Below are 19,602 nucleotides of genomic sequence, written 5' to 3'. Positions count from 1 at the left end.
CAGGTTGAGTTGCTGCATCAAGTAGTTCCGGGCTTATAGAAGCTTTCTAACCGCGCCGCCACAGCCACAATCGTGCCGCGGCAATCCGCGAGCCAAAAATTCCCATACGCTACCCCAAGTTTTCCTGAGGCCCGGCTTTGAGCGGATCGATACGAGGCAAGATGCAGCTTTCCGGACGCGGGGTCAGTTGCGTGCGGGGCGAGCGCGAGGTGTTTTCCGGGCTCGATTTCGAGGCCGGCTCCGGCGAAGCCGTGGCGGTCGTCGGCCGCAACGGATCGGGCAAGACCTCGCTGCTGCGGCTGATCGCGGGCCTGCTCATTCCGGCGGGCGGCACGATCGCGCTGGACGGGGGTGACGCCGAGCTGACGTTGCCGGAGCAATGCCACTATCTGGGTCATCGCGACGCCCTGAAGCCAGCCCTGAGCGTGGCGGAGAATCTGACGTTCTGGGCCGATTTTCTCGGCGGCGAGCGTTTCGACACCGGCAAGGGACTCGCGACCGTCGGGCTCGACCATGCCGCCGATCTGCCCGCCGCCTTCCTGTCCGCCGGCCAGCGCCGCCGGCTGTCGCTGGCCCGCCTGCTCACCGTCCGCCGCCCCGTCTGGCTGTTGGACGAGCCGACCACGGCGCTCGATGTCGCGGGACAGGACATGTTTTCCGGATTGATGCGCGGGCACTTGGCCCGCGGCGGCCTGATCGTCGCCGCCACCCATGCCCCGCTCGGGATCGATTCGCGGGAGCTGCGGATCGGGGGTGCGGCGTGATTCGGGTCGACCCTCAGGTTTCCAAGCGGCCGAACTCCGCCCTCTCCGTTCCCTCCCCCCTTGTGGGGGAGGGTCAGGGAGGGGGGTGCCACACGGCGCACTCTCTCGGTTCTCGCGTTCGGCAGGCGGGCGCTCCGTTGCTAGCGGCCCGCACCCAAGAACCATCTTCCTCGGGGCTACCCCCTCCCCCGCCCTCCCCCACAAGGGGGGAGGGAGCGCAGCTCGCCCGGGGCAACCGGCCGACGCTGCCTCCTCACCTCTGGGAGCAGTGGCATGACCGCCCTGACTGCCCTCATCCGCCGGGATATCCGGATCGCGCTCCGCGTCGGGGGCGGGGCGTTGATTGGCGTGCTGTTCTTTCTGACCGTGGTGGTGCTGATGCCGTTTGCTGTGGGGCCGGACCTGGCACTGCTGTCGCGGCTCGGACCCGCCATCCTGTGGCTGGGGGCGCTGCTGGCGAGCCTGCTCACGCTGGACCGGCTGTTCATGGCCGACCACGAGGACGGCTCGCTCGACCTGATCACGATGAGCCGGACCCCGCTGGAACTCGCCTGCGCGTCGAAAGCGCTGGCGCATTGGCTGGCCGCCGGCCTGCCGCTGATCGTCGCAACCCCCGTGCTCGGCCTGCTGCTCAACCTCGACATGGTCGCAACCGGTGCTGTGGCGCTGACACTGCTCGCTGGCACCCCGGCGCTGACGTTTACGGGAATGATCGGTGCGGCGCTGGCGGTGACGCTGCATCGTGGCGGCTTGCTGATGGCCGTCCTGGTGCTGCCGCTGTCGATACCGGTGCTGATCTTCGGCGTCGCGGCCTCACAGGCGGCGATCGTCGGACCCATGACGTTCGGCGCGCCGTTCTCGATCCTGTGCGCACTATCGCTGGTCAGTCTCGTGATCGGCCCGTTCGCGGCTGCGGCGAGCCTGAAGCATGGATTGGATTGACCTTGACCCCGATCAACTTTCGCTGCGGACTTTCGTGCTGATTGCGTGAGCGCTTACCTGTGATTATCACGATACCATGACGCTGATCGACCTCGCCAACCCCACACGGTTCCTCGCGCTGACGGCGCGGCTGCTGCCATGGCTTGCGGCCGCGACCATCATCCTGCTCGCGATCGGGCTCTATCAGTCTGCCACCGCACCCGACGACTATCAGCAGGGCGCGACGGTAAAGATCATGTTCATCCACGTGCCTAATGCCTGGCTGTCGATGTTCGTATGGGGCGTGATGAGCATTGCCTCGCTCGGCACGCTGGTGTGGCGGCATCCGCTTGCCGACGTCGCCGCCAAAGCGGCCGCCCCGATCGGCGCCAGCTTCACCTTCCTTGCGCTGCTCACGGGCTCGCTGTGGGGCCGGCCGATGTGGGGCACCTATTGGGAATGGGACGCGCGGCTGACCTCGGTGCTGATCCTGTTCCTGATGTATCTCGGCCTGATGGCGCTGTGGCGCGCGGTCGACGAGCCCTCCCGCGCGGCGCGCGCCGCCGCCGTGCTGACCCTAGTCGGCGCCATCAACCTGCCCATCATCAAGTTCTCGGTCGACTGGTGGAACACGCTGCACCAGCCGGCCTCGGTGATGCGGATGGGCGGCTCGTCGCTCGACAGATCGTTCCTGATTCCGTTGCTGGTGATGGCGGTCGCGTTTACCTTGCTGTTCGTCACGCTGCATCTGGCTGCGATGCGCAACGAGATTTTGCGACGGCGCGTGCGGTCCCTGCAGATGATGCAGGCGAGCCGTGTGGCGTTTGCAGAAGTCGGCACCGGCTCGCGTGAAGGCAGCACGTCAAAAGAAGCTGGGGCTGCATGATCATGTCGCTCGGTCCCTATGCGTCTTTCATCGTGACATCCTATGCCGCGGCGGCCCTTGTGGTCGTGATCCTGATCGGCTGGATCGTGCTCGATCATCGGAGTCAGACACAGCGCCTGCGCGAGCTCGAGCGCAGCGGCGTGACCCGCCGCTCCGGCCGTAGCGCGACGGATCGGCCATGAGAGATCGAGCATGAGAGATCAATCATGAGCGAGCAATCGACGTCCGCTCCGCCGCAGCGCCGCACCTTCCTGATGGTGCTGCCGCTGATCGCCTTCATCGGCTTGGCGTTGCTGTTCTGGTTCCGGCTCGGCAGCGGCGATCCCTCGCGAATCCCTTCCGCGCTGATCGGGCGCCCCGCGCCGCAGACCACGCTGCCGCCGCTCGAGGGATTGCAGGCCGACAACGCGCAGATCCCCGGCCTTGATCCCGCTGCGTTCAAGGGCAAGGTCAGCCTCGTCAATGTCTGGGCGTCCTGGTGCGTGCCGTGCCACGACGAGGCGCCGCTCCTGACCGAATTGGCAAAAGACAAACGCTTCCAGCTCGTCGGCATCAACTACAAGGATGCCGCCGACAATGCGCGGCGCTTCCTGGGGCGCTACGGCAACCCGTTCGGCCACGTCGGCGTCGATGCCAACGGCCGCGCCTCGATCGAATGGGGCGTCTATGGCGTGCCGGAGACCTTTGTCGTCGGTCGCGAAGGCACCATCGTCTACAAGCTGGTGGGACCGATCACGCCGGAGAATTTGCGGACGGTGCTGTTGCCGCAGATGGAGAAGGCGTTGAAGGCGGCGGGGAGCTAGCTCTGTCGTCAGTGTGAGCGAAGGACCCAACCCCAAACACCGCTGTCATGCCCCGGCTTGACCGGGGCATCCAGTACGCCGCGGCCTCTCCGTATCTCACAACCGTCTCTGGAATACTGGATCGCCCGGTCAAGCCGGGCGATGACAGTTGAGTGTGTGGCTGCAACCAGCAATGATGAGTTGAGAGCTCAACCCTTCCTCACGTCCCCCGCCTCGGCCTCGCTCGCTTCCAGCGACGCCGGCTCGAGGTGATAACGCTTGGTCAGCGGCATCTGGGCGATGGCGAAGATCATGGTGATCGGCGTGACGCCGAACACCTTGAAGTTGACCCAGAAGTCGGTGCTCTGGGTGCGCCAGACGATCTCGTTCAACACCGCCATGCCGGCGAAGAACAGCGCCCAGCGTAGCGTCAGGATGCGCCAGCCCTGCGGCGTCAAATTGAACATCTGGTCGAACATGACGGCAATGAAGGAGCGGCCGAACAACAGGCCGCCGCCGAGGATCGCAGCGAACAACGCGTAGATGATGGTCGGCTTGAGCTTGATGAAGGTCTCGTCATGCAGCACCAGGGTCAGCGTGCCGAACACCAGCACGATGACGCCTGTCACGATCGCCATGATCGGGATGTGGCGCGTCACCACATAGGAGGCGATCATCGCCGCAACGATCGCGACCATGAACGCGCCGGTCGCGGCGAACAGATTGAACTTCGCATTGACGAAGAAGAACACGAGCAGCGGGCCAAGCTCGGTGGCAAGCTTGAACAGCGGATGCGGCTGGGTCTTGTCCATTCTTCAGCTTTCGATTCCGGCAATGGCGCGGGCGAAATCACGCGCGGTGAACGGCGCGAGATCGTCGACGCCTTCGCCGACGCCGATGAAATGCACCGGCAGTTTGAATTTCTCCGCGAGCGCCACCAGGATGCCGCCGCGGGCGGTGCCGTCGAGCTTCGTCATCACGAGACCGGTGACCCCGGCGGTGCGATGGAAGGCCTCGACCTGCGACAGCGCGTTCTGGCCGACAGTGGCGTCCAGCACAAGCAGCACCGCATGCGGTGCAGTCGCGTCCACCTTGCGGATGACGCGCACGACCTTTTCGAGCTCGTTCATCAGCTCGGCCTTGTTCTGAAGCCGCCCGGCGGTGTCGATCAGGAGCACGTCGACGGCCTGCTCCTTCGCGGCCGTCAGCGCGTTGAAGGCGAGGCTCGCCGAATCCGAACCTTGCGCACCTGATATGACGGGCGTCCTGGTGCGCTCGCCCCAGACCTTGAGCTGTTCGATCGCCGCTGCGCGAAAGGTGTCGCCGGCCGCCAGCATCACCTTGCGGCCTTCGGATGCGAATTTTTGCGAGAGTTTCCCAATGGTGGTGGTCTTGCCGGAGCCGTTGACGCCGACCACGAGGATAACGAACGGCTTCTTGCCAGCGTCGATCTCCAGCGGCTTTGCCACCGCCGCCAGTACCTTCTCGACCTCGGTCGCGACGACGTCCTTGACCTCGTCCGCTGAGATAGCCTTGTCGTAGCGCCCGGTGCCGACCGCATCCGCGATCCGCACCGCGACGGAGGTGCCGAGGTCGGCGCGGAGCAGCACGTCCTCGATGTCGTCGAGCATGGCGCGGTCGAGCTTGCGCTTGGTGACGAGGTCGGCGACCGCGGTCCCGAGCGAGGACGAGGTGCGCTTCAGCCCGTCGGACAGGCGGCGCCACCAGCTCAGCTTGGGGGTCTCGGGGGTGGTATCGTTCATGGTGGCGGTGTGTTAGCCGTTCCGGCTCGCAAACGAAAGTCTTGACCGAAAGTCCTGCAATTGCTCGATGTTCCCGAATTGACGGCCGACGAAATCCTGGCGCGCGTGCTCCATCGCGACGGATTGATGCTGGTCATCGACAAGCCGGCCGGCCTGCCGGTGCATCGCGGACCCAAGGGCGGTGCCAATCTGGAAACCTCCTTTGAGGCGCTTCGTTTCGGCCTGCCGCGGCCGCCGGTGCTGGCCCACCGGCTGGACAAGGACACCTCCGGTTGCCTGGTGCTCGGCCGCCATCGCAAGGCGACGGCCTCGCTCGGCCTGCTGTTCAAGCATGGCAAGATCGGCAAGACCTACTGGACCATCGTCGAGGGCGGCCCCACCGAGGACGAAGGCACCATCGACATGCCCCTCGGCCGGCTCAATGCCGAGCGCGGCTGGTGGCAGAAGCCCGATCCCGAGGGCCAGAAGGCCATCACCAACTGGAAGGTGATGGGCCGGGGCGACGGCCTGACCTGGCTCGCCATGGAACCAGTGACCGGGCGGACCCATCAATTGCGGGTACATTCGTCCGCGACCGGCTGGCCGATCTTCGGCGATAACATCTACGGCAACGGCCCGCGCTTCGGCGAGCCGAAGCTGCACCTGCATTCCCGCGAGATCGTGGTACCGATCTCCCGCAACAAGGAGCCGGTCCGCGTGGTGGCGCCGGCCCCACCCCACATGCACGAGCGCCTCCGCGCCTGCGGGTGGAACGGGGAGTAGTGCTGTCAGCCCCTCATGGTGAGGAGCGCGAAGCGCTCCCTATAGTTTACGAAACGTTCAGTGCTCGTCTCTAATGATAGCGGTTGCTTAGAACAAGCTTCCGTCAATCTGCTCAGGACGAGCTGCGCGTCATGTCCACGGCCGAGTTATCGATCATCGACGAGGTCGAGTCCGCGCTTCGGACAGGCTCGGCGGAAAAGGGCCTGGCAACCGCCCGCCGCGTCACCGACCTGTTCCTGTCATCCGCCGGCAGTTTCGACAACGAGCAGATCGCACTGTTTGACGACGTGCTCGATCGCCTGATCGGCACCATCGAGCTCCGCGCCATCGGCGACATGGGCGCGCGCGTAGCGCTCGCCGAGATCAGCGCGCAGCTCGCGCCGATCGCGCAGGCGCCGCCATCGGTCATTCGCCGCCTCGCCAACAATGACGAAATCCGCATCGCTGGTCCCGTGCTGCAGGAATCCGCGCGCCTCGACGACGGCGCGCTGGTGCAGATCGCATCATCCAAGTCCGAGCCGCATCTGCTCGCGGTCGCCGGACGCTGGTGGCTGAAGGAGATCGTCACCGATGCATTGCTGGCGCGACGTTATCCCAGCGTCAGCCGGCGGCTCGCCGCCAATCCCGGCGCGCGCGTCTCCGGAAGCGGATTTGCCGTCATCGTCGGACAGGCGGAGGCGGATCCCGAGCTCGCTGTCAGCGTCGGCGTCCGCGTCGATTTGCCGTCAGACCTGCGCCGTCAATTGCTGCGCTCGGCGAGCGAGGCCGTGCGGACCCGCCTGTTGTCGCGCGCGCCGCCGCATCTGTTCGAGGAGATCCAGAGCGCGATCGCCGCAGTCACCGTCGGTGTCGAGCGCGAGATGTCGGGTGTCCGCGATTTCGAAGGCGCCAAGCGCGCCGTCGCAGGTCTCAGGGCGACCGGCCAGCTCAGCGAAGCGACGCTGCTCGGCTTCGCAACACAGCGCCGTTATGAAGAAGCGGTGGCCGCATTGGCGGCATTGTCGGGATCGACTGTCGAAGTCATCCGCCCGCTGATGCAAAGCCTGCGCGAGGACGGCCTGCTGGTGCCGTGCAAGGCGGCGCAGCTCAGCTGGGAAACCACCGCCGCCGTGCTCGAAAGCCGCTTTGCGAGCGGCGCGATGAAGCCGGCCGATATCGCAAGGGCTCAAAGCCATTACGCGCGCATGACCCCGGAGAATGCGCGGCGGACGCTGCGGTTCTGGCAGGTGCGGGCGTTGTAGTTTTTCCCTCTCCCCTTGTGGGAGAGGGTGGCTCGCCGCGCAGCGGCGAGACGGGTGAGGGGTCTCTCTCCGCGAGTCCACATTGAGTTGAGTACGCGGAAGCAACCCCTCATCCGGCGCTTCGCGCCACCTTCTCCCACAAGGGGAGAAGGGAAGGAAGCATCACACCGTCAGCCGCGCGCCATCACGACCGGCGATCCGCAGCGGCACGATGCGGCCCACACGCTCGCCCGCAATCGCCACCGGCAGATAATGCTCCGTCCGTCCCTGACCGTCGCTCTCGATCAGCACCTCACGCGTGGCGCCGATCTCGGCTTGCAGCCGCTGCAGGAGCGCGGTCTCACCGGCCGAGCGCAGCCGCTTCGCACGCTCCTTGATTGCACCGCCCGCCACCTGTGGCATCCGCGCGGCCGGCGTGCCGGGACGCGGCGAATAGGGGAAGACGTGGAGGAACGTCAGGCCGCATTGCTCGACCAGATCGAGCGAGCGCGAGAACATCTCCTCGGTCTCGGTCGGAAAGCCCGCGATGATGTCGGCCCCCAGCGCGATATCCGGCCGCAGCCGGCGGACCTGGTCGCAGAACGCGATGGCGTCGCCGCGCGTATGCCGCCGCTTCATGCGCTTCAAGATCATGTCGTCGCCGGACTGCAGCGACAGGTGCAGATGCGGCATCAGCCGCGAATCCTCAGCAATGGCATCTAACAGATCGCTGTCCGCCTCGATCGAATCGATAGAGGAGATGCGCAGGCGCCTCAGCTCCGGCACATGCCGCAAGATCTGCTTCGTCAGCATGCCGAGTTTTGGCGTGCCCGGCAGGTCAGTGCCGTAGCTGGTGAGGTCGACGCCGGTCAGCACGATCTCGGCATGGCCGCGCTCGGCCAATGCCCGGACCTGATCGACCACGGCGCCCATCGGCACCGAGCGCGAATTGCCGCGCCCGAACGGAATGATGCAGAAAGTGCAGCGATGGTCGCAGCCGTTTTGCACCTGCACGAACACGCGCGGCAGGCCGCTCGCAAAGCCGTCGATGAGATGCGGAGCCATCTCCTTCACCGCCATGATGTCGCTGACGGCGATTTTTTCGCTCGTACCGAGATCAAACGCCGCACGCGCCTCGCGCCATGCGGACGACCGCATCTTATCGTCATTGCCGACGACGCGATCGACCTCGGCCATCTCGGCGAACATGCCGCTTTGCGTCTGCGCCGCGCAACCGGTGACGACGATGCGCGCTCCCGGCCGCTCGCGCTTCAATTTGCGGATCGACTGCCTCGCCTGCGCCACCGCTTCGTTGGTGACGGCGCAGCTGTTGATGACGATGGCATCTGAAAGGCCCGCGCCCTCGGCCTCGCGGCGGATCACCTCGGCCTCGAAAGCATTGAGGCGGCATCCGAAGGTGACGATGTCGACGCTCATCACCCGACCGGCGCGAACAGCGCCGGATCGAAACGGCCTTCATATTCGAAGGTCGCCGTGCCCGTCATCAGCACGTGATCGTCGCGCTCGCGCCATTCGATCCCGAGCTTGCCGCCGGGCAGCGTGATCTCGACATTGCGCTCGGCGCGCTTCAGCCGCGCCGCCGCGACCGCCGTGGCACATGCGGCCGAGCCGCAGGCCCTGGTCAGGCCGGCGCCGCGCTCCCAGGTGCGGATCGTGATGTGCTGGGGATCGACGATATGGGCTAGCGTGATGTTGGCGCGCTCCGGGAAGATCGGATGGTTCTCCAGCAGCGGACCGAAACGCTCGAGGTCGTAGGCGTTGACGTCATCGACCCAGAAGATCGCATGCGGATTGCCCATGCTGACCACCGACGGCGAATGCAGGACCGGATTGTCGATCGGGCCGATCTGCAATTCGATGTAGCGGGTGTCACGAAATTCCTGGTCGAGCGGAATGTCCTGCCAGCCGAACTTCGGCGCGCCCATGTCCACCGTATAAAGATCCGGCGCCGGACCCTGCCAGGCATTGAGCAGGCCCGCGGCCGTCTCGAACGTTGCATTGGTCTGGCCGGTCTTTTCGAAGATGCGCCGCACGACGCAGCGCATGCCGTTGCCGCAGGCGCCGGCCTCGGAGCCGTCACTGTTGTAGATGCTGATGAACGCTTCGGTGCCGTCGAAGCGCGGCTTCTGCAGCACCATGAGTTGGTCGTAGGGCACGCCGCCTCGCGGCGATGCCACCGCGCGGGCATCGTCCGGGGTGACCTTTGAGGTGGAATCGCGCATGTCGACAACGACGATCTCGTTGCCGATGCCGTTCATCTTGGCAAATGCGTGGTTGGCCAGCGCGCTCATGAAAATTCCCGAATTTCGCCTGCCTTATATGGCGATCCTTGGCCCTCTTGGCCAGTGATTTGCCGACAAGAGCCAGGACGCTGCCATGACGCATCTGTCATGGGACGAATTCGGCGCTCGCGTGTTAGAACGGCGCAATTCGCGCGATCCGGGACATGCGGCCGGGCTAAGGCTTCGGGGACGTAAGGCCTTGGCGGATAAGCTATTGGGGAGAATAAAAATGTTCAGGTTTCGTCGTCTCGTTTTGGCCGCGCTGATCCCGGCAGCGGCCTTGTCGTTTAGTCTGTCCGCCACGCTGGCCCAAACGCCGAGCCCGGCACCGGCCGCATCAGCTAGCCCCTCGCCGGCCCCGTCGGCTTCGCCCGCCCCGGCCGCGAGCGCTGCCCCCGTGGCCACGCCCTCGCCGGCGGCCAGCGCCTCGCCAAGCCCTGCCACTTCCCCTGCAACCTCGCCCTCGCCCGCCGCAAGTGCCTCACCCAGCCCCGCCGCCCCGCCGCCCGCTGCGGCCGCGACGCCGGCTCCCGTGCAGACGGCCGATCCCTTCGGCCAGGAGACCACGCTCGAGCCCAAGAAGGTCGTGATGGTCAAGGGCACTGCCAATTGGGACTCGGCCTTCGACACGCTGATTGACGCCTTCAAGGCGCTGAACACGCTGTTGGACAAGCAGGGCATCAAGCACGCCGGCAATTCGATGATCGTCTACACCTCGACGGACGATACCGGCTTCACCTTCCTTGCCGAGATCCCGGTCGATCAGGACCCGAAGAACCTGCCCAAGGACATGAGCGTCGGCAAATCGCCGGAGGGCAAGGCGCTGAAATTCGTTCATCGCGGCTCCTACGACAACATGGACAACACCTATGAGGCGATCACCAATCACCTCGACGACAAGAAGCTGGAAGCCAAGGACACCTTCATCGAGGAATACCTCACCGATCCCCTGAAGACGGCGGAGGACAAGCTCGTGATCAATGTTTTCGTGCCGCTGAAGTGAGACCGATGAAAAAGCCTGCCATCCTTTTGACCTCCCTTGTTACGTCCTTTGCCGCCGCGCTGCTGGCAACGCCTGCGCTCGCCGACGATTTTCCGTCCGCGATTTCGGTGAGCGGCGAAGCCACGATCTCCGCCGCGCCTGATCTGGCGCAGATCGACGCCGGCGTCGCCAACGACGCCAAGTCTGCGAAGGAAGCCTCCGACGCCAACAACGCCGCGATGGGCAAGGTGCTGCTGGCCCTGAAGGGTGCAGGCATTGACGAGAAGGACTACCAGACCTCGCGGCTTTCGCTGCAGCCGCAATACGGCCAGAACAAATCCACCGGCGCCTCGCCCGTTGTCGGCTTCCGCGCCTCAAACCGCGTCACCGTGAAGATCCGCGACGTGACCAAGGTCGCCGCCATCATCGACACGCTGGTCGGCGCCGGCGCCAATGATATCGGCAACATCTCCTTCGAGGTTACGCAGGCCTCGAAACTGCTCGACGATGCCCGCGAGAAAGCTGTCGCAGACGCCCGCCGCAAAGCGGAGATCTACGCCACGGCGACCGGCGTCACGCTGGGTGCACCGCTCAGCGTCTCCGAAGGCGGCGCCCCGATGCCGCTGTTCAAGGGACGCATGGCCGCAGCTCCCATGGCCGTACCGCAGGCCGCGGTCGCGCCGGGCGAGGAAACGCTAGCGGTGACGGTGAATGTGAGCTGGGCGATCAAGGCGAAAGAGCAGTAGGGGCAGCTGCCGCTACAGACTCCATTGTCGTCCCGGCCGCAATTGCGCACTAGGCCGGGACGACAGCGGGTTCGAAGCGACGGCGAAGCTAGATCTCCACCACCTGCCCCGGCTTCATCGCCACAAATCTTTCCTGCGGAACCTTCGCGGCATCGAGCGCCTCGACCAGCGCTTTCGCCGGCGCATCGATTGCTTCATCGGTCAGCTGAAACGTGCCGTGGTGATGCCCGAGTGCGGCTTGCGCGCCGCAATCCGCGAGCGCCTTCACCGCGTCTTCCGGGTTCATGTGCTGGTCGTGCATGAACCAGCGCGGCTCATAGGCGCCGATCGGGAGGATCGCCAGGCGGAGCGGCCCGTGCCTCTCGGCGACGCGGCGGAAATGCCCGCCATCGCCGTAGCCGGAATCGCAGACGACGTAGATTTTCCCCGCAGGCGTCTCCAGCACGAAACTCGCCCACAGCGCCTTGTTGCGATCGAACATGCCGCGCGCCGACCAGTGCCGGGTCGGCACCAGGGTCACGGCGATACCGCCGCCGAGCTCGACGCGATCATGCCAGTCGAACGCTTCCACCTTGATCGTCGCATCGGTGCTGCGCATCGTGACGTCATTGCCGAGCGGGGTCACCACACGCGGCGCAAAATTCTTGGCGAGCCGCGACAGCGTCGCCATGTCGAGATGATCGTAATGGCCGTGCGAGACCAGCACGACATCGATCTTCGGCAGCTTGTCGAACGCAATGCCGGGATCGTTGTGCCGTTTCGGCCCGGCGAAGCTGACGGGCGAGACCCGCGTCGACCAGACGGGATCGACGAGAATATTGAGGCCGCCGGTCTGGATCAGCCAGCTGGCGTGGCCGACGAAAGAGAGCCGCACCTTGTCGCCGTGGACGCGGTCGGGCGGGGCGTCGGCATGGGGGCTCGGCGCCCAATCCGGCCAAGTCGCGCGCTGCCGCTTGCCGCCGAATTGCCAGCGCAGGACCTCACGAAGCGATTTCGGCGGCACGCCGTCCGGATCGAAGAAGTTCAGGCCGTCGAAATGGTCGGAGACCGGGCCGTCATAGGTTTTCATGCGGGACATCCAAAGGGAGGGCACGCCGACCAATGCGCCGGCACCGGCGAGCAGTCCGAAAAGGCGGCGGCGGGTGATCGGCACGGAACTGGCTTCAAAGATGGTCGGAGGGGGAGGACATCACCGCTATATGGGCGGGGTCTGCGGAAAAGGAACCCGCCGCCGGAAAGTTCATCTTTTCAAGGCTTTGCCTTCCAAAGCAGCCCCGGCCACCCTAACTTTCCTTGACTTTCGGGCGTCAGCGGCGTTTAACCCCGGCACTTCTCGGAAAGGCTTTCTTTTCGACCCGCCGACTGGTCCCAGAGGCCAGAGGCCAACGCCCGACAGCGCGATGCGCCCTCGGGCGTGAAGGTGTTTGGATTTCTGCTCCCTCGCCCCGCGCTTGCGGGGAGAGGTGAAAAAAGGACAACGGCATTGTTCGACAATCTGTCGGAACGGCTTGGCGGCATTCTCGATCGTCTGACGGGGCGCGGTGCGCTGACCGAAAAGGACGTCGACGCCGCGATGCGCGAAGTGCGCCGCGCACTGCTGGAAGCCGACGTCGCGTTAGAGGTGGTGCGCAGCTTCACCGAGCGGGTCCGCGAGCAGGCGATCGGCGCCACCGTCGTCAAGTCGGTGACGCCAGGCCAGATGGTGGTCAAGATCGTCCATGACGAGCTGATCAACACGCTCGGCGCCGAAAGCCAGACCATCGACATCAATTCCGTGCCGCCGGTGCCGATCATGATGGTCGGTCTGCAAGGCTCCGGCAAGACCACCACCACCGCAAAGCTCGCCCGTCGCATGGTCCAGCGCGACAAGCGCAAGGTGCTGATGGCGTCGCTCGACATCTACCGTCCCGCGGCGATGGAGCAGCTGGCCGTCCTGGGCCGCGATCTCGACATTCCGACGCTGCCGATCGTCGCCGGCCAGCAGCCGGCGCAGATCGCGAAGCGCGCGCTCGAGGCCGGCAAGCTCGGCGGCTACGACGTCGTGCTGCTCGACACTGCCGGCCGTACCACGCTCGACGAAGAGATGATGGCGGAAGCGGCAGCGATCAAAGCCGCCGCCAATCCGCATGAAGTGCTGCTGGTGGCGGACAGCCTCACCGGCCAGGACGCCGTCAATCTCGCTCGCGCCTTCGACGAGCGCGTCGGCCTCACCGGTATCGTGCTGACGCGCGTGGACGGCGACGGCCGCGGCGGCGCCGCGCTGTCGATGCGCGCGGTCACCGGCAAGCCGATCAAGCTGCTCGGCACCGGCGAAAAGACCGATGCGCTGGAGGATTTCCATCCTGATCGTATCGCCGGCCGCATCCTCGGCATGGGCGACGTGGTCTCGCTGGTCGAACGCGCTGCCGCCAACATCGATGCCGAAAAGGCCGCGCGCACCGCCGAGCGCATGCGCAAGGGTCAGTTCGACCTCAACGACATGCGCGAGCAGCTGTTGCAGATGGCCAATATGGGCGGCATCAGCGGCCTGATGGGCATGATGCCCGGCATCGCCAAGATGAAGAACCAGATCGCGGCCGCCGGCATCGACGACAAGATTTTGAAGCGCCAGGTCGCGGTGATTGATTCGATGACGCGCGACGAGCGCCGTCATCCCGATTTGCTCAAGGCCAGCCGCAAGAAGCGCATCGCCGCAGGTTCCGGCCAGAGCGTCGAGCAGGTCAACAAGCTGCTCAAGATGCACCGGAACATGGCCGATATGATGAAGGCCATGGGCTCCGGCAAGCGCGGTCCGCTCGCGGGCATAGCGCAGGCGATGGGCTTTGGCGGCGGCATGAAGCCGCCTTCGCCGGAAGAGATGAAGGCGCTGCAGGAGAAGATGCAGGGTGGCGGCGGACAGGGTCTGCCCAGCCTGCCGAAGGATCTACCTGCCGGGCTGCGCCAGGGTCTGCCGAACGTTCCGGGCCTGACCGGGCTGAGCGGCAAGCCGATGCTGCCGGGTCTCGGCGGTTTCCCTGGCAAGAAGAAATGAGGAATTCGTCGCGGGAGATCGCAGCGGTCTCGCGCAACGCGGAATACCAATCAACCGAACAAAACGTACTTTGAAGGAGAACTTAGATGTCCGTCGTTATCCGTCTCGCCCGCGCTGGCACCAAGAAGCGTCCCGTCTATCACGTCGTCGTCGCCGATTCGCGCTTTCCGCGCGATGGCCGCTTCATCGAGCGTCTCGGCTATTTCAACCCGCTGCTGCCGAAGGACAACGAGACCCGGCTGAAGCTCGACATGGACAAGGTGAAGGCCTGGCTCGCCAAGGGCGCGCAGCCGTCGGACCGTGTATCGCGCTTCCTCGACGCCGCCGGCGTCAAGAAGCGCGAAGTGCGCAACAACCCCGAGAAGGCCGTGCCGCGCAAGGAGCGCAAGGCGCAGGCCGAAGCCGCCGCGAAGGGTTAAGGCCAGATCATGCCGGCGCTGGTCTGCGTCGCGCGGATCGGCGCCGCGCATGGTGTGCGCGGCGCGGTCAAACTGTGGACCTTCACGGAAGATCCGTTTGCCGTGCGGAGCTACGGTCTGCTTTCGTCCAAGGACGGCAAGCGCCAGTTCGAGGTCGCAACGGCGCGCGCGGCCAAGGATCATCTGGTTGCAACGTTCAAGGGCGTCACGACTCGCGATGAGGCCGAGCGCCTCAACGGCATCGAGCTCTACGTCGCGCGCGAAAAGCTGCCCGCGACGGACGAGGGCGAATATTACCACACCGATCTGATCGGGCTCGCCGCCGTCACCATGGCCGGCGATGCGCTCGGCCGCGTGCTCGCGATCCACAATTTCGGCGCCGGTGACATCATCGAGATTGCGCCGCCCACAGGCACCACGATGCTGCTGCCGTTCACCGATGCGGTGGTGCCGGAGGTCGACATCGCCGGCGGCCGCGTCGTGATCGCGCTGCCGCAGGAGATCGCGGGCGAGGATCCCTCCCCGGGTCGTCCCGGCGAAGGCCGAGACCCATAACCACAGTGCCAGAATTTTTAGCTAAGCTGATCGCGCCAGCCGTCGCCAAACGAAGTGCGGTGGTTCTGGGTCCCGGATCTGCGCTCCGCTTGTCCGGGACGACAATAACTGAGATCCGATGACCAACCCCTCACCCTGGCGCGCGACGGTGCTGACGCTGTTTCCGGAGATGTTTCCGGGGCCGCTGGGCGTGAGCCTGGCCGGCCGGGCGCTGGCTGGCGGGCTCTGGGAGCTGGAGGCGCGGGACATCCGGGCCTCGGCCACCGACCGCCACCGCAGTGTCGATGACACCCCGGCCGGCGGCGGACCGGGCATGGTGCTTCGGGCCGATGTTCTGGCGGCCGCGATCGATGCCGCCGGGATCGGGCCGGACCGGCCGAAACTGCTGATGAGCCCGAGGGGTCGGCCATTGACCCAGGCCCGGGTTCTCGAACTCGCCAAGGGCCCGGGTCCTCTGATCGTCTGCGGGCGGTTCGAGGGGGTGGACCAGCGCGTGATCGACGGGCGGGGCCTGGAGGAGGTCTCGATTGGGGATTACGTCCTCTCCGGCGGCGAAATCGCGGCCTTGGCCCTGATCGACGCCTGTGTTCGGCTGCTTCCGGGCGTGATGGGCAAGGAGGCCTCGGGAACCGAGGAAAGCTTCTCGGACGGCCTGCTCGAATACCCCCAATACACCCGGCCGCAGCGGTTCGAGGGAACCCCGATTCCGGAGATCCTGACCTCCGGTGACCATGCCAAGGTCGCCAGCTGGCGGCGGGAGGAATCCGAGGCCCTGACCGCGGCCCGGCGACCGGATTTGTGGGCCCGGATCCCGAGCAAAGTCCCGAATCGGGGCGGACGCCAAAAAACGCCAAAAAACAAGACAGACGGGTGACAAACGCTCCGGCTTGCCTTATAGCAGCGGCCACATCCGCAATGGCTGGATAAACGAATTTCGCGCAGCCCCCGTTTTCCAAGGCTGGGCGCGCCGATGGAGATTTACCCATGAACCTGATCCAACAGCTCGAAAAAGAGCAATTCGACAAGCTCTCCGCCAACAAGGAGATTCCGGAATTCGGCCCCGGCGATACCGTGATCGTCAACGTGAAGGTCGTCGAAGGCGACCGCACCCGCGTGCAGGCCTATGAAGGCGTTTGCATCGGCCGTTCCGGCGGCGGTCTCAACGAGAGCTTCACGGTGCGCAAGATTTCGTACGGCGAAGGCGTGGAGCGCGTGTTCCCGGTGATGTCGCCGATGATCGACTCGATCAAGGTGGTGCGCCGCGGCAAGGTGCGTCGCGCCAAGCTCTATTATCTCCGCAACCTTCGCGGCAAGTCGGCCCGCATCGTCGAGAAGAAGCAGGACCGTCCGGCTGCCGTCAACGAGTAAGCTCCGCTTACAGGCGAGTTTCCAAAAGCGCGGGGCCAACCCCGCGCTTTTTTGTTGCGTCAGCCGTGCGCGTCAAAGCCCTCGCGATTCCGGTTCGGCCTGCTATATATTCTTGGAATGTTTCCAGATTTGACCAGCCTCTCGCCCGTCAAGCGCGTCGTCATCGACGATCGCTCGCGGCTGCCTGGCCGGTTCTTCGGACGCTTCGCGACCTCGGCAACGTCAGAGCTTACGCGCGCAGCCTAAAAGCTGCGCTGACGATTTTGTTGCCCGCGCGCTATCCGCGCAACCCGCTCTACACAACATTCCTGGAGCTGACGCTCATGTCCAAGCCGACCACATTGTACGACAAGATCTGGAACGACCATCTGGTGCACGAAGCCGAGGACGGCACCTGCCTGCTCTATATCGATCGCCATCTGGTGCACGAGGTCACTTCACCGCAGGCGTTCGAAGGCTTGCGCGCCACCGGACGCAAGGTGCGCGCGCCGGAGAAGACGCTGGCCGTCGTCGACCACAACGTGCCGACCACCGACCGCACCAAGCCGAACCCCGACCCTGAAAGCATCGAGCAGATCAAGGCACTGGCCGACAACGCCCGGGAATTCGGCATCGAATATTACGACGAGTTCGACAAGCGTCAGGGCGTCGTCCATGTCATCGGCCCCGAGCAGGGCTTTACGCTGCCCGGCACCACCATCGTCTGCGGTGACAGCCACACCTCGACGCATGGTGCGTTCGGCGCGCTCGCGCACGGCATCGGCACGTCGGAAGTCGAACATGTGCTGGCGACGCAGACGCTGATCCAGAAGAAGGCGAAGAACATGCGCGTCACTGTCGACGGCAAATTGCCGGATGGCGTAACGGGCAAGGACATCATCCTCGCCATCATCGGCGAGATCGGCACCGCGGGCGGTACCGGCTACGTGCTCGAATACGCCGGCGACGCGATCCGTGCGCTCAGCATGGAAGGCCGCATGACGGTCTGCAACATGTCGATCGAAGGCGGTGCACGCGCCGGACTGGTCGCGCCGGACCAGAAGGCGTTCGACTTCCTGCGCGGCCGCCCGAAGGCACCGAAGGGCGCCGACTGGGACGCGGCGATGCGTTACTGGGAGAAGCTGCGCTCGGACGAGGGCGCGCATTTCGACCACGAGCTGCGGCTCGATGCCGCGAAGCTGCCGCCGATCGTGACCTGGGGCACGAGCCCTGAAGACGTGATCTCGGTCACCGGCAGCGTGCCCGATCCCGACAAGATCGCGGACGAGGCCAAGCGCCTGTCGAAGCACCGCGCGCTGAAATACATGGGCCTGACCGCGGGGACGAAGATCACCGACATCAAGCTCGACCGCATCTTCATCGGCTCCTGCACCAACGGCCGGATCGAGGATCTGCGCGCCGCCGCCAAGATCGCGGAAGGCAAGCAGGTCGCAGGCGGCGTCAACGCCATGGTCGTGCCGGGCTCCGGCCTCGTGAAGGAGCAGGCCGAGGCTGAAGGTCTGGACAAGATCTTCATCAAGGCCGGCTTCGAATGGCGCGAGCCCGGTTGCTCGATGTGCCTCGCGATGAACCCCGACAAGCTGGCTCCGGAAGAGCGCTGCGCCTCGACCTCGAACCGCAACTTCGAGGGCCGCCAGGGCTTCAAGGGCCGCACCCATCTGGTGTCGCCGGCGATGGCCGCAGCCGCTGCGATCGCGGGTCACTTCGTCGACATCAGGGAGTGGCGGTAAGCTGCTCCCTGCAATTTGAGTGATTGCGGCAAACCGCCGTTAATCGGCAGCGCCGACACTGCGTCCTCGCGAGCGTTTCGCGAGGACACCAGCTCATGGCCAGCAAGCCTGAATATGTCGATCTGATCAGCGCGGCGACGCCCCAGCATCGGCGGCGCGCCGCACCGCTGCGCATGGTCGCCAAGCCCGAGGTCGAGGAGACCTCGAAGCTCAGCCGCTGGCCGCCGGCGATGTTCAAGCAATGGAAGATCGAGAACCTGACGCGCTGGACGTCGGCGACGTGGAAACTGAAGGATTGGCTTTAAGCCACCGGATGAACAAAGGGCGCCGTCGAGGCGCCCTTTTCATTTCGATCGTGCTTACCAATAGCGGTACGGATGGTGCCAGCGATGCCAGCGGCAGACGCGGCGCGGGCCGTAATAGGTCCAGATGACCCGGCAGCGGCGCGGATGGTGGTAATAGGGATAGTAGCCGCCATAGTAGCGCCGATGGAAATGGCGATAGCCGTAATGCGGGCGATAGATGCCGTAGCGATGGAATCCGCCTCCGCCATAGTGGCGAACTCCGCCGTAGCGATAGCCGCCGCCATGAAACGCGGGCGCGGCGCGGAAGCCACCCGCGTGGAAGCCACCGCCGCGGAAGCCACCGATATGTCCTCCGCCACCGTGGAAGCCGCCGCCGCCATGGAAGCCGCCGCCATGGCCGCCACCACCATGTCCACCGCCGCCGCCGCCGTGGCGAACCGGGATCACATCGTCACTTGCGGCCTTCGCCGCAGGCAACGCCGTCGGATTGATTGGAGTCATCGCTTCAGCAGGACGCGTGGTTCCGGCCGACAGCATCAGCGTCGCGGCGGTCGCAATTCCGAGCAAGCGCATCGGGCTTGCCCTGAGACCCAATATTCTCAGCATGGACTTCTCCCTGAATCTGGACAGCGGAGTTGCGACGCTCGCTCCCGGCTCGCGTCATCCGTGTTCATTGGCGGTCGCTCCCGAGATTAAATTACGGACAGCGACGTGAACCCATCATGAATGAACGGCATTCCGCGGAAGCGCCTGCAGGCTAGTGCATCACCGCCACGGTCCATAGCCGAACACGAATGGCGCCGGCACGGCATAGGGATAGGGGCGGTAGAAGACCGGCCGCGCGTAATAATGCGGATCAGGACGCGGAGCGTAATGCATGATGTCGGGCCGCACATGTCGCCCTCCGTCGAACGCCGCGCGCCCTGCCGAGGCATCCGGCAGCTTCGTCACCCTATGCGCTGCAAAAGCGTGAGGCAGGCCTGCGGCAAGTCCGGCAGCGACGGCCAACGCGATCCATCTCATCATGACGGCCTCTGCCTGCAACATGGCGCTCATCGGCGCGCG

At 65.3% G+C, this 19,602-nt stretch carries 23 protein-coding genes; 16 read left to right on the top strand and 7 right to left on the bottom strand.

Annotated elements, in window-relative coordinates; translation table 11 throughout:
* Positions 1-161: 161 nt before the first annotated feature.
* The 5 genes from ccmA to BcanWU425_RS01795 all read left to right on the top strand — a co-directional run bounded on the left by ccmA (position 162) and on the right by BcanWU425_RS01795 (position 3,374).
* The gene (gene ccmA / locus BcanWU425_RS01815) at positions 162-764 is read left to right on the top strand and encodes a heme ABC exporter ATP-binding protein CcmA (protein WP_204512862.1); all 603 of its coding nucleotides are present in this window, start codon (positions 162-164) and stop codon (positions 762-764) included.
* A 273-nt stretch (positions 765-1,037) separates the two neighbouring features.
* On the top strand, positions 1,038-1,706 hold the full coding sequence (ccmB, locus tag BcanWU425_RS01810; protein ID WP_204512863.1) for a heme exporter protein CcmB: 669 nt from the start codon (positions 1,038-1,040) through the stop codon (positions 1,704-1,706).
* A gap of 76 nt (positions 1,707-1,782) precedes the next feature.
* Positions 1,783-2,571: a heme ABC transporter permease gene (locus BcanWU425_RS01805; protein ID WP_018459817.1), complete on the top strand. Its 789-nt coding sequence runs from the start codon at positions 1,783-1,785 to the stop codon at positions 2,569-2,571.
* Entirely contained in the window at positions 2,568-2,753 is a 186-nt protein-coding gene (ccmD, locus tag BcanWU425_RS01800) for a heme exporter protein CcmD (RefSeq protein ID WP_018459816.1), read from the top strand. Before BcanWU425_RS01805 ends, ccmD begins: the two co-directional genes overlap by 4 nt.
* 24 nt (positions 2,754-2,777) lie before the next feature.
* Entirely contained in the window at positions 2,778-3,374 is a 597-nt protein-coding gene (locus tag BcanWU425_RS01795; protein ID WP_204512864.1) for a DsbE family thiol:disulfide interchange protein, read from the top strand.
* A gap of 188 nt (positions 3,375-3,562) precedes the next feature.
* Here the strand turns inward: BcanWU425_RS01795 and BcanWU425_RS01790 are convergent, their stop codons facing one another.
* Both BcanWU425_RS01790 and ftsY read right to left on the bottom strand, forming a co-directional pair.
* On the bottom strand, positions 3,563-4,165 hold the full coding sequence (locus BcanWU425_RS01790; protein ID WP_007598838.1) for a septation protein A: 603 nt from the start codon (positions 4,163-4,165) through the stop codon (positions 3,563-3,565).
* A gap of 3 nt (positions 4,166-4,168) precedes the next feature.
* A complete protein-coding gene (gene ftsY / locus BcanWU425_RS01785) occupies positions 4,169-5,116 on the bottom strand; it encodes a signal recognition particle-docking protein FtsY (RefSeq protein ID WP_204512865.1) in 948 nt (315 codons plus the stop codon).
* Between the two features lie 60 nt (positions 5,117-5,176).
* Here ftsY and BcanWU425_RS01780 point away from each other — a divergent pair, with 60 nt between their 5' ends.
* Both BcanWU425_RS01780 and BcanWU425_RS01775 read left to right on the top strand, forming a co-directional pair.
* The gene (locus tag BcanWU425_RS01780) at positions 5,177-5,878 is read left to right on the top strand and encodes an RluA family pseudouridine synthase (protein WP_204512866.1); all 702 of its coding nucleotides are present in this window, start codon (positions 5,177-5,179) and stop codon (positions 5,876-5,878) included.
* A 131-nt stretch (positions 5,879-6,009) separates the two neighbouring features.
* A complete protein-coding gene (locus BcanWU425_RS01775) occupies positions 6,010-7,119 on the top strand; it encodes a DUF2336 domain-containing protein (RefSeq protein WP_204512867.1) in 1,110 nt (369 codons plus the stop codon).
* A 162-nt stretch (positions 7,120-7,281) separates the two neighbouring features.
* Here BcanWU425_RS01775 and mtaB read toward each other — a convergent pair whose 3' ends face one another.
* Together mtaB and dapF are read right to left on the bottom strand one after the other, a co-directional pair.
* Positions 7,282-8,535 (bottom strand): tRNA (N(6)-L-threonylcarbamoyladenosine(37)-C(2))-methylthiotransferase MtaB, encoded by a 1,254-nt coding sequence (gene mtaB, locus BcanWU425_RS01770; RefSeq protein WP_204512868.1) that lies wholly within the window; start codon positions 8,533-8,535, stop codon positions 7,282-7,284.
* Positions 8,535-9,410 carry a diaminopimelate epimerase gene (gene dapF, locus BcanWU425_RS01765; RefSeq protein WP_204512869.1) on the bottom strand — a complete coding sequence of 292 codons (876 nt, stop codon included), beginning with the start codon at positions 9,408-9,410 and terminating at the stop codon, positions 8,535-8,537. The genes mtaB and dapF overlap by 1 nt, the downstream gene beginning before the upstream one ends.
* Before the next feature lie 220 nt (positions 9,411-9,630).
* On the opposite strand from dapF, the gene BcanWU425_RS01760 reads away from it, so the two are divergent.
* Positions 9,631-10,404, top strand: coding sequence for a GyrI-like domain-containing protein (locus BcanWU425_RS01760; RefSeq protein WP_085354312.1), 774 nt, complete (start codon positions 9,631-9,633; stop codon positions 10,402-10,404).
* A 5-nt stretch (positions 10,405-10,409) separates the two neighbouring features.
* Positions 10,410-11,129: an SIMPL domain-containing protein gene (locus tag BcanWU425_RS01755; RefSeq protein WP_204512870.1), complete on the top strand. Its 720-nt coding sequence runs from the start codon at positions 10,410-10,412 to the stop codon at positions 11,127-11,129.
* Between the two features lie 88 nt (positions 11,130-11,217).
* On the opposite strand, the gene BcanWU425_RS01750 is transcribed toward BcanWU425_RS01755, so the two are convergent.
* Positions 11,218-12,282 (bottom strand): MBL fold metallo-hydrolase, encoded by a 1,065-nt coding sequence (locus BcanWU425_RS01750; protein WP_018459807.1) that lies wholly within the window; start codon positions 12,280-12,282, stop codon positions 11,218-11,220.
* A 330-nt stretch (positions 12,283-12,612) separates the two neighbouring features.
* Between BcanWU425_RS01750 and ffh the strand changes: the two genes are divergently transcribed.
* The 7 genes from ffh to BcanWU425_RS01715 all read left to right on the top strand — a co-directional run bounded on the left by ffh (position 12,613) and on the right by BcanWU425_RS01715 (position 18,537).
* Positions 12,613-14,160, top strand: a complete 1,548-nt coding sequence (gene ffh / locus BcanWU425_RS01745; protein WP_018459806.1) for a signal recognition particle protein — start codon at positions 12,613-12,615, stop codon at positions 14,158-14,160.
* A gap of 86 nt (positions 14,161-14,246) precedes the next feature.
* Complete coding sequence (gene rpsP / locus BcanWU425_RS01740; protein WP_007598827.1) at positions 14,247-14,579, top strand: 30S ribosomal protein S16; 333 nt, start codon at positions 14,247-14,249, stop codon at positions 14,577-14,579.
* Positions 14,580-14,588: 9 nt separating this feature from the next.
* Positions 14,589-15,134 (top strand): ribosome maturation factor RimM, encoded by a 546-nt coding sequence (gene rimM, locus BcanWU425_RS01735; RefSeq protein ID WP_018459805.1) that lies wholly within the window; start codon positions 14,589-14,591, stop codon positions 15,132-15,134.
* 118 nt (positions 15,135-15,252) lie between these two features.
* Positions 15,253-16,008 carry a tRNA (guanosine(37)-N1)-methyltransferase TrmD gene (gene trmD, locus BcanWU425_RS01730; protein WP_018459804.1) on the top strand — a complete coding sequence of 252 codons (756 nt, stop codon included), beginning with the start codon at positions 15,253-15,255 and terminating at the stop codon, positions 16,006-16,008.
* 110 nt (positions 16,009-16,118) lie between these two features.
* Positions 16,119-16,502, top strand: a complete 384-nt coding sequence (rplS, locus tag BcanWU425_RS01725; RefSeq protein ID WP_018459803.1) for a 50S ribosomal protein L19 — start codon at positions 16,119-16,121, stop codon at positions 16,500-16,502.
* Between the two features lie 323 nt (positions 16,503-16,825).
* Complete coding sequence (gene leuC / locus BcanWU425_RS01720; RefSeq protein WP_026233880.1) at positions 16,826-18,232, top strand: 3-isopropylmalate dehydratase large subunit; 1,407 nt, start codon at positions 16,826-16,828, stop codon at positions 18,230-18,232.
* Between the two features lie 95 nt (positions 18,233-18,327).
* Positions 18,328-18,537, top strand: a complete 210-nt coding sequence (locus BcanWU425_RS01715) for a hypothetical protein (protein WP_007604263.1) — start codon at positions 18,328-18,330, stop codon at positions 18,535-18,537.
* 54 nt (positions 18,538-18,591) lie between these two features.
* Here BcanWU425_RS01715 and BcanWU425_RS01710 read toward each other — a convergent pair whose 3' ends face one another.
* Positions 18,592-19,143, bottom strand: a complete 552-nt coding sequence (locus tag BcanWU425_RS01710) for a hypothetical protein (RefSeq protein ID WP_085348441.1) — start codon at positions 19,141-19,143, stop codon at positions 18,592-18,594.
* Positions 19,144-19,302: 159 nt separating this feature from the next.
* A complete protein-coding gene (locus BcanWU425_RS01705) occupies positions 19,303-19,563 on the bottom strand; it encodes a hypothetical protein (RefSeq protein ID WP_026233878.1) in 261 nt (86 codons plus the stop codon).
* Between the last annotated feature and the right edge of the window lie 39 nt (positions 19,564-19,602).

The organism is Bradyrhizobium sp. WU425 (genome assembly GCF_021052305.1).
GTDB lineage: Bacteria > Pseudomonadota > Alphaproteobacteria > Rhizobiales > Xanthobacteraceae > Bradyrhizobium > Bradyrhizobium canariense_D.
This window is presented reverse-complemented; position numbering and strand designations above follow the sequence as displayed.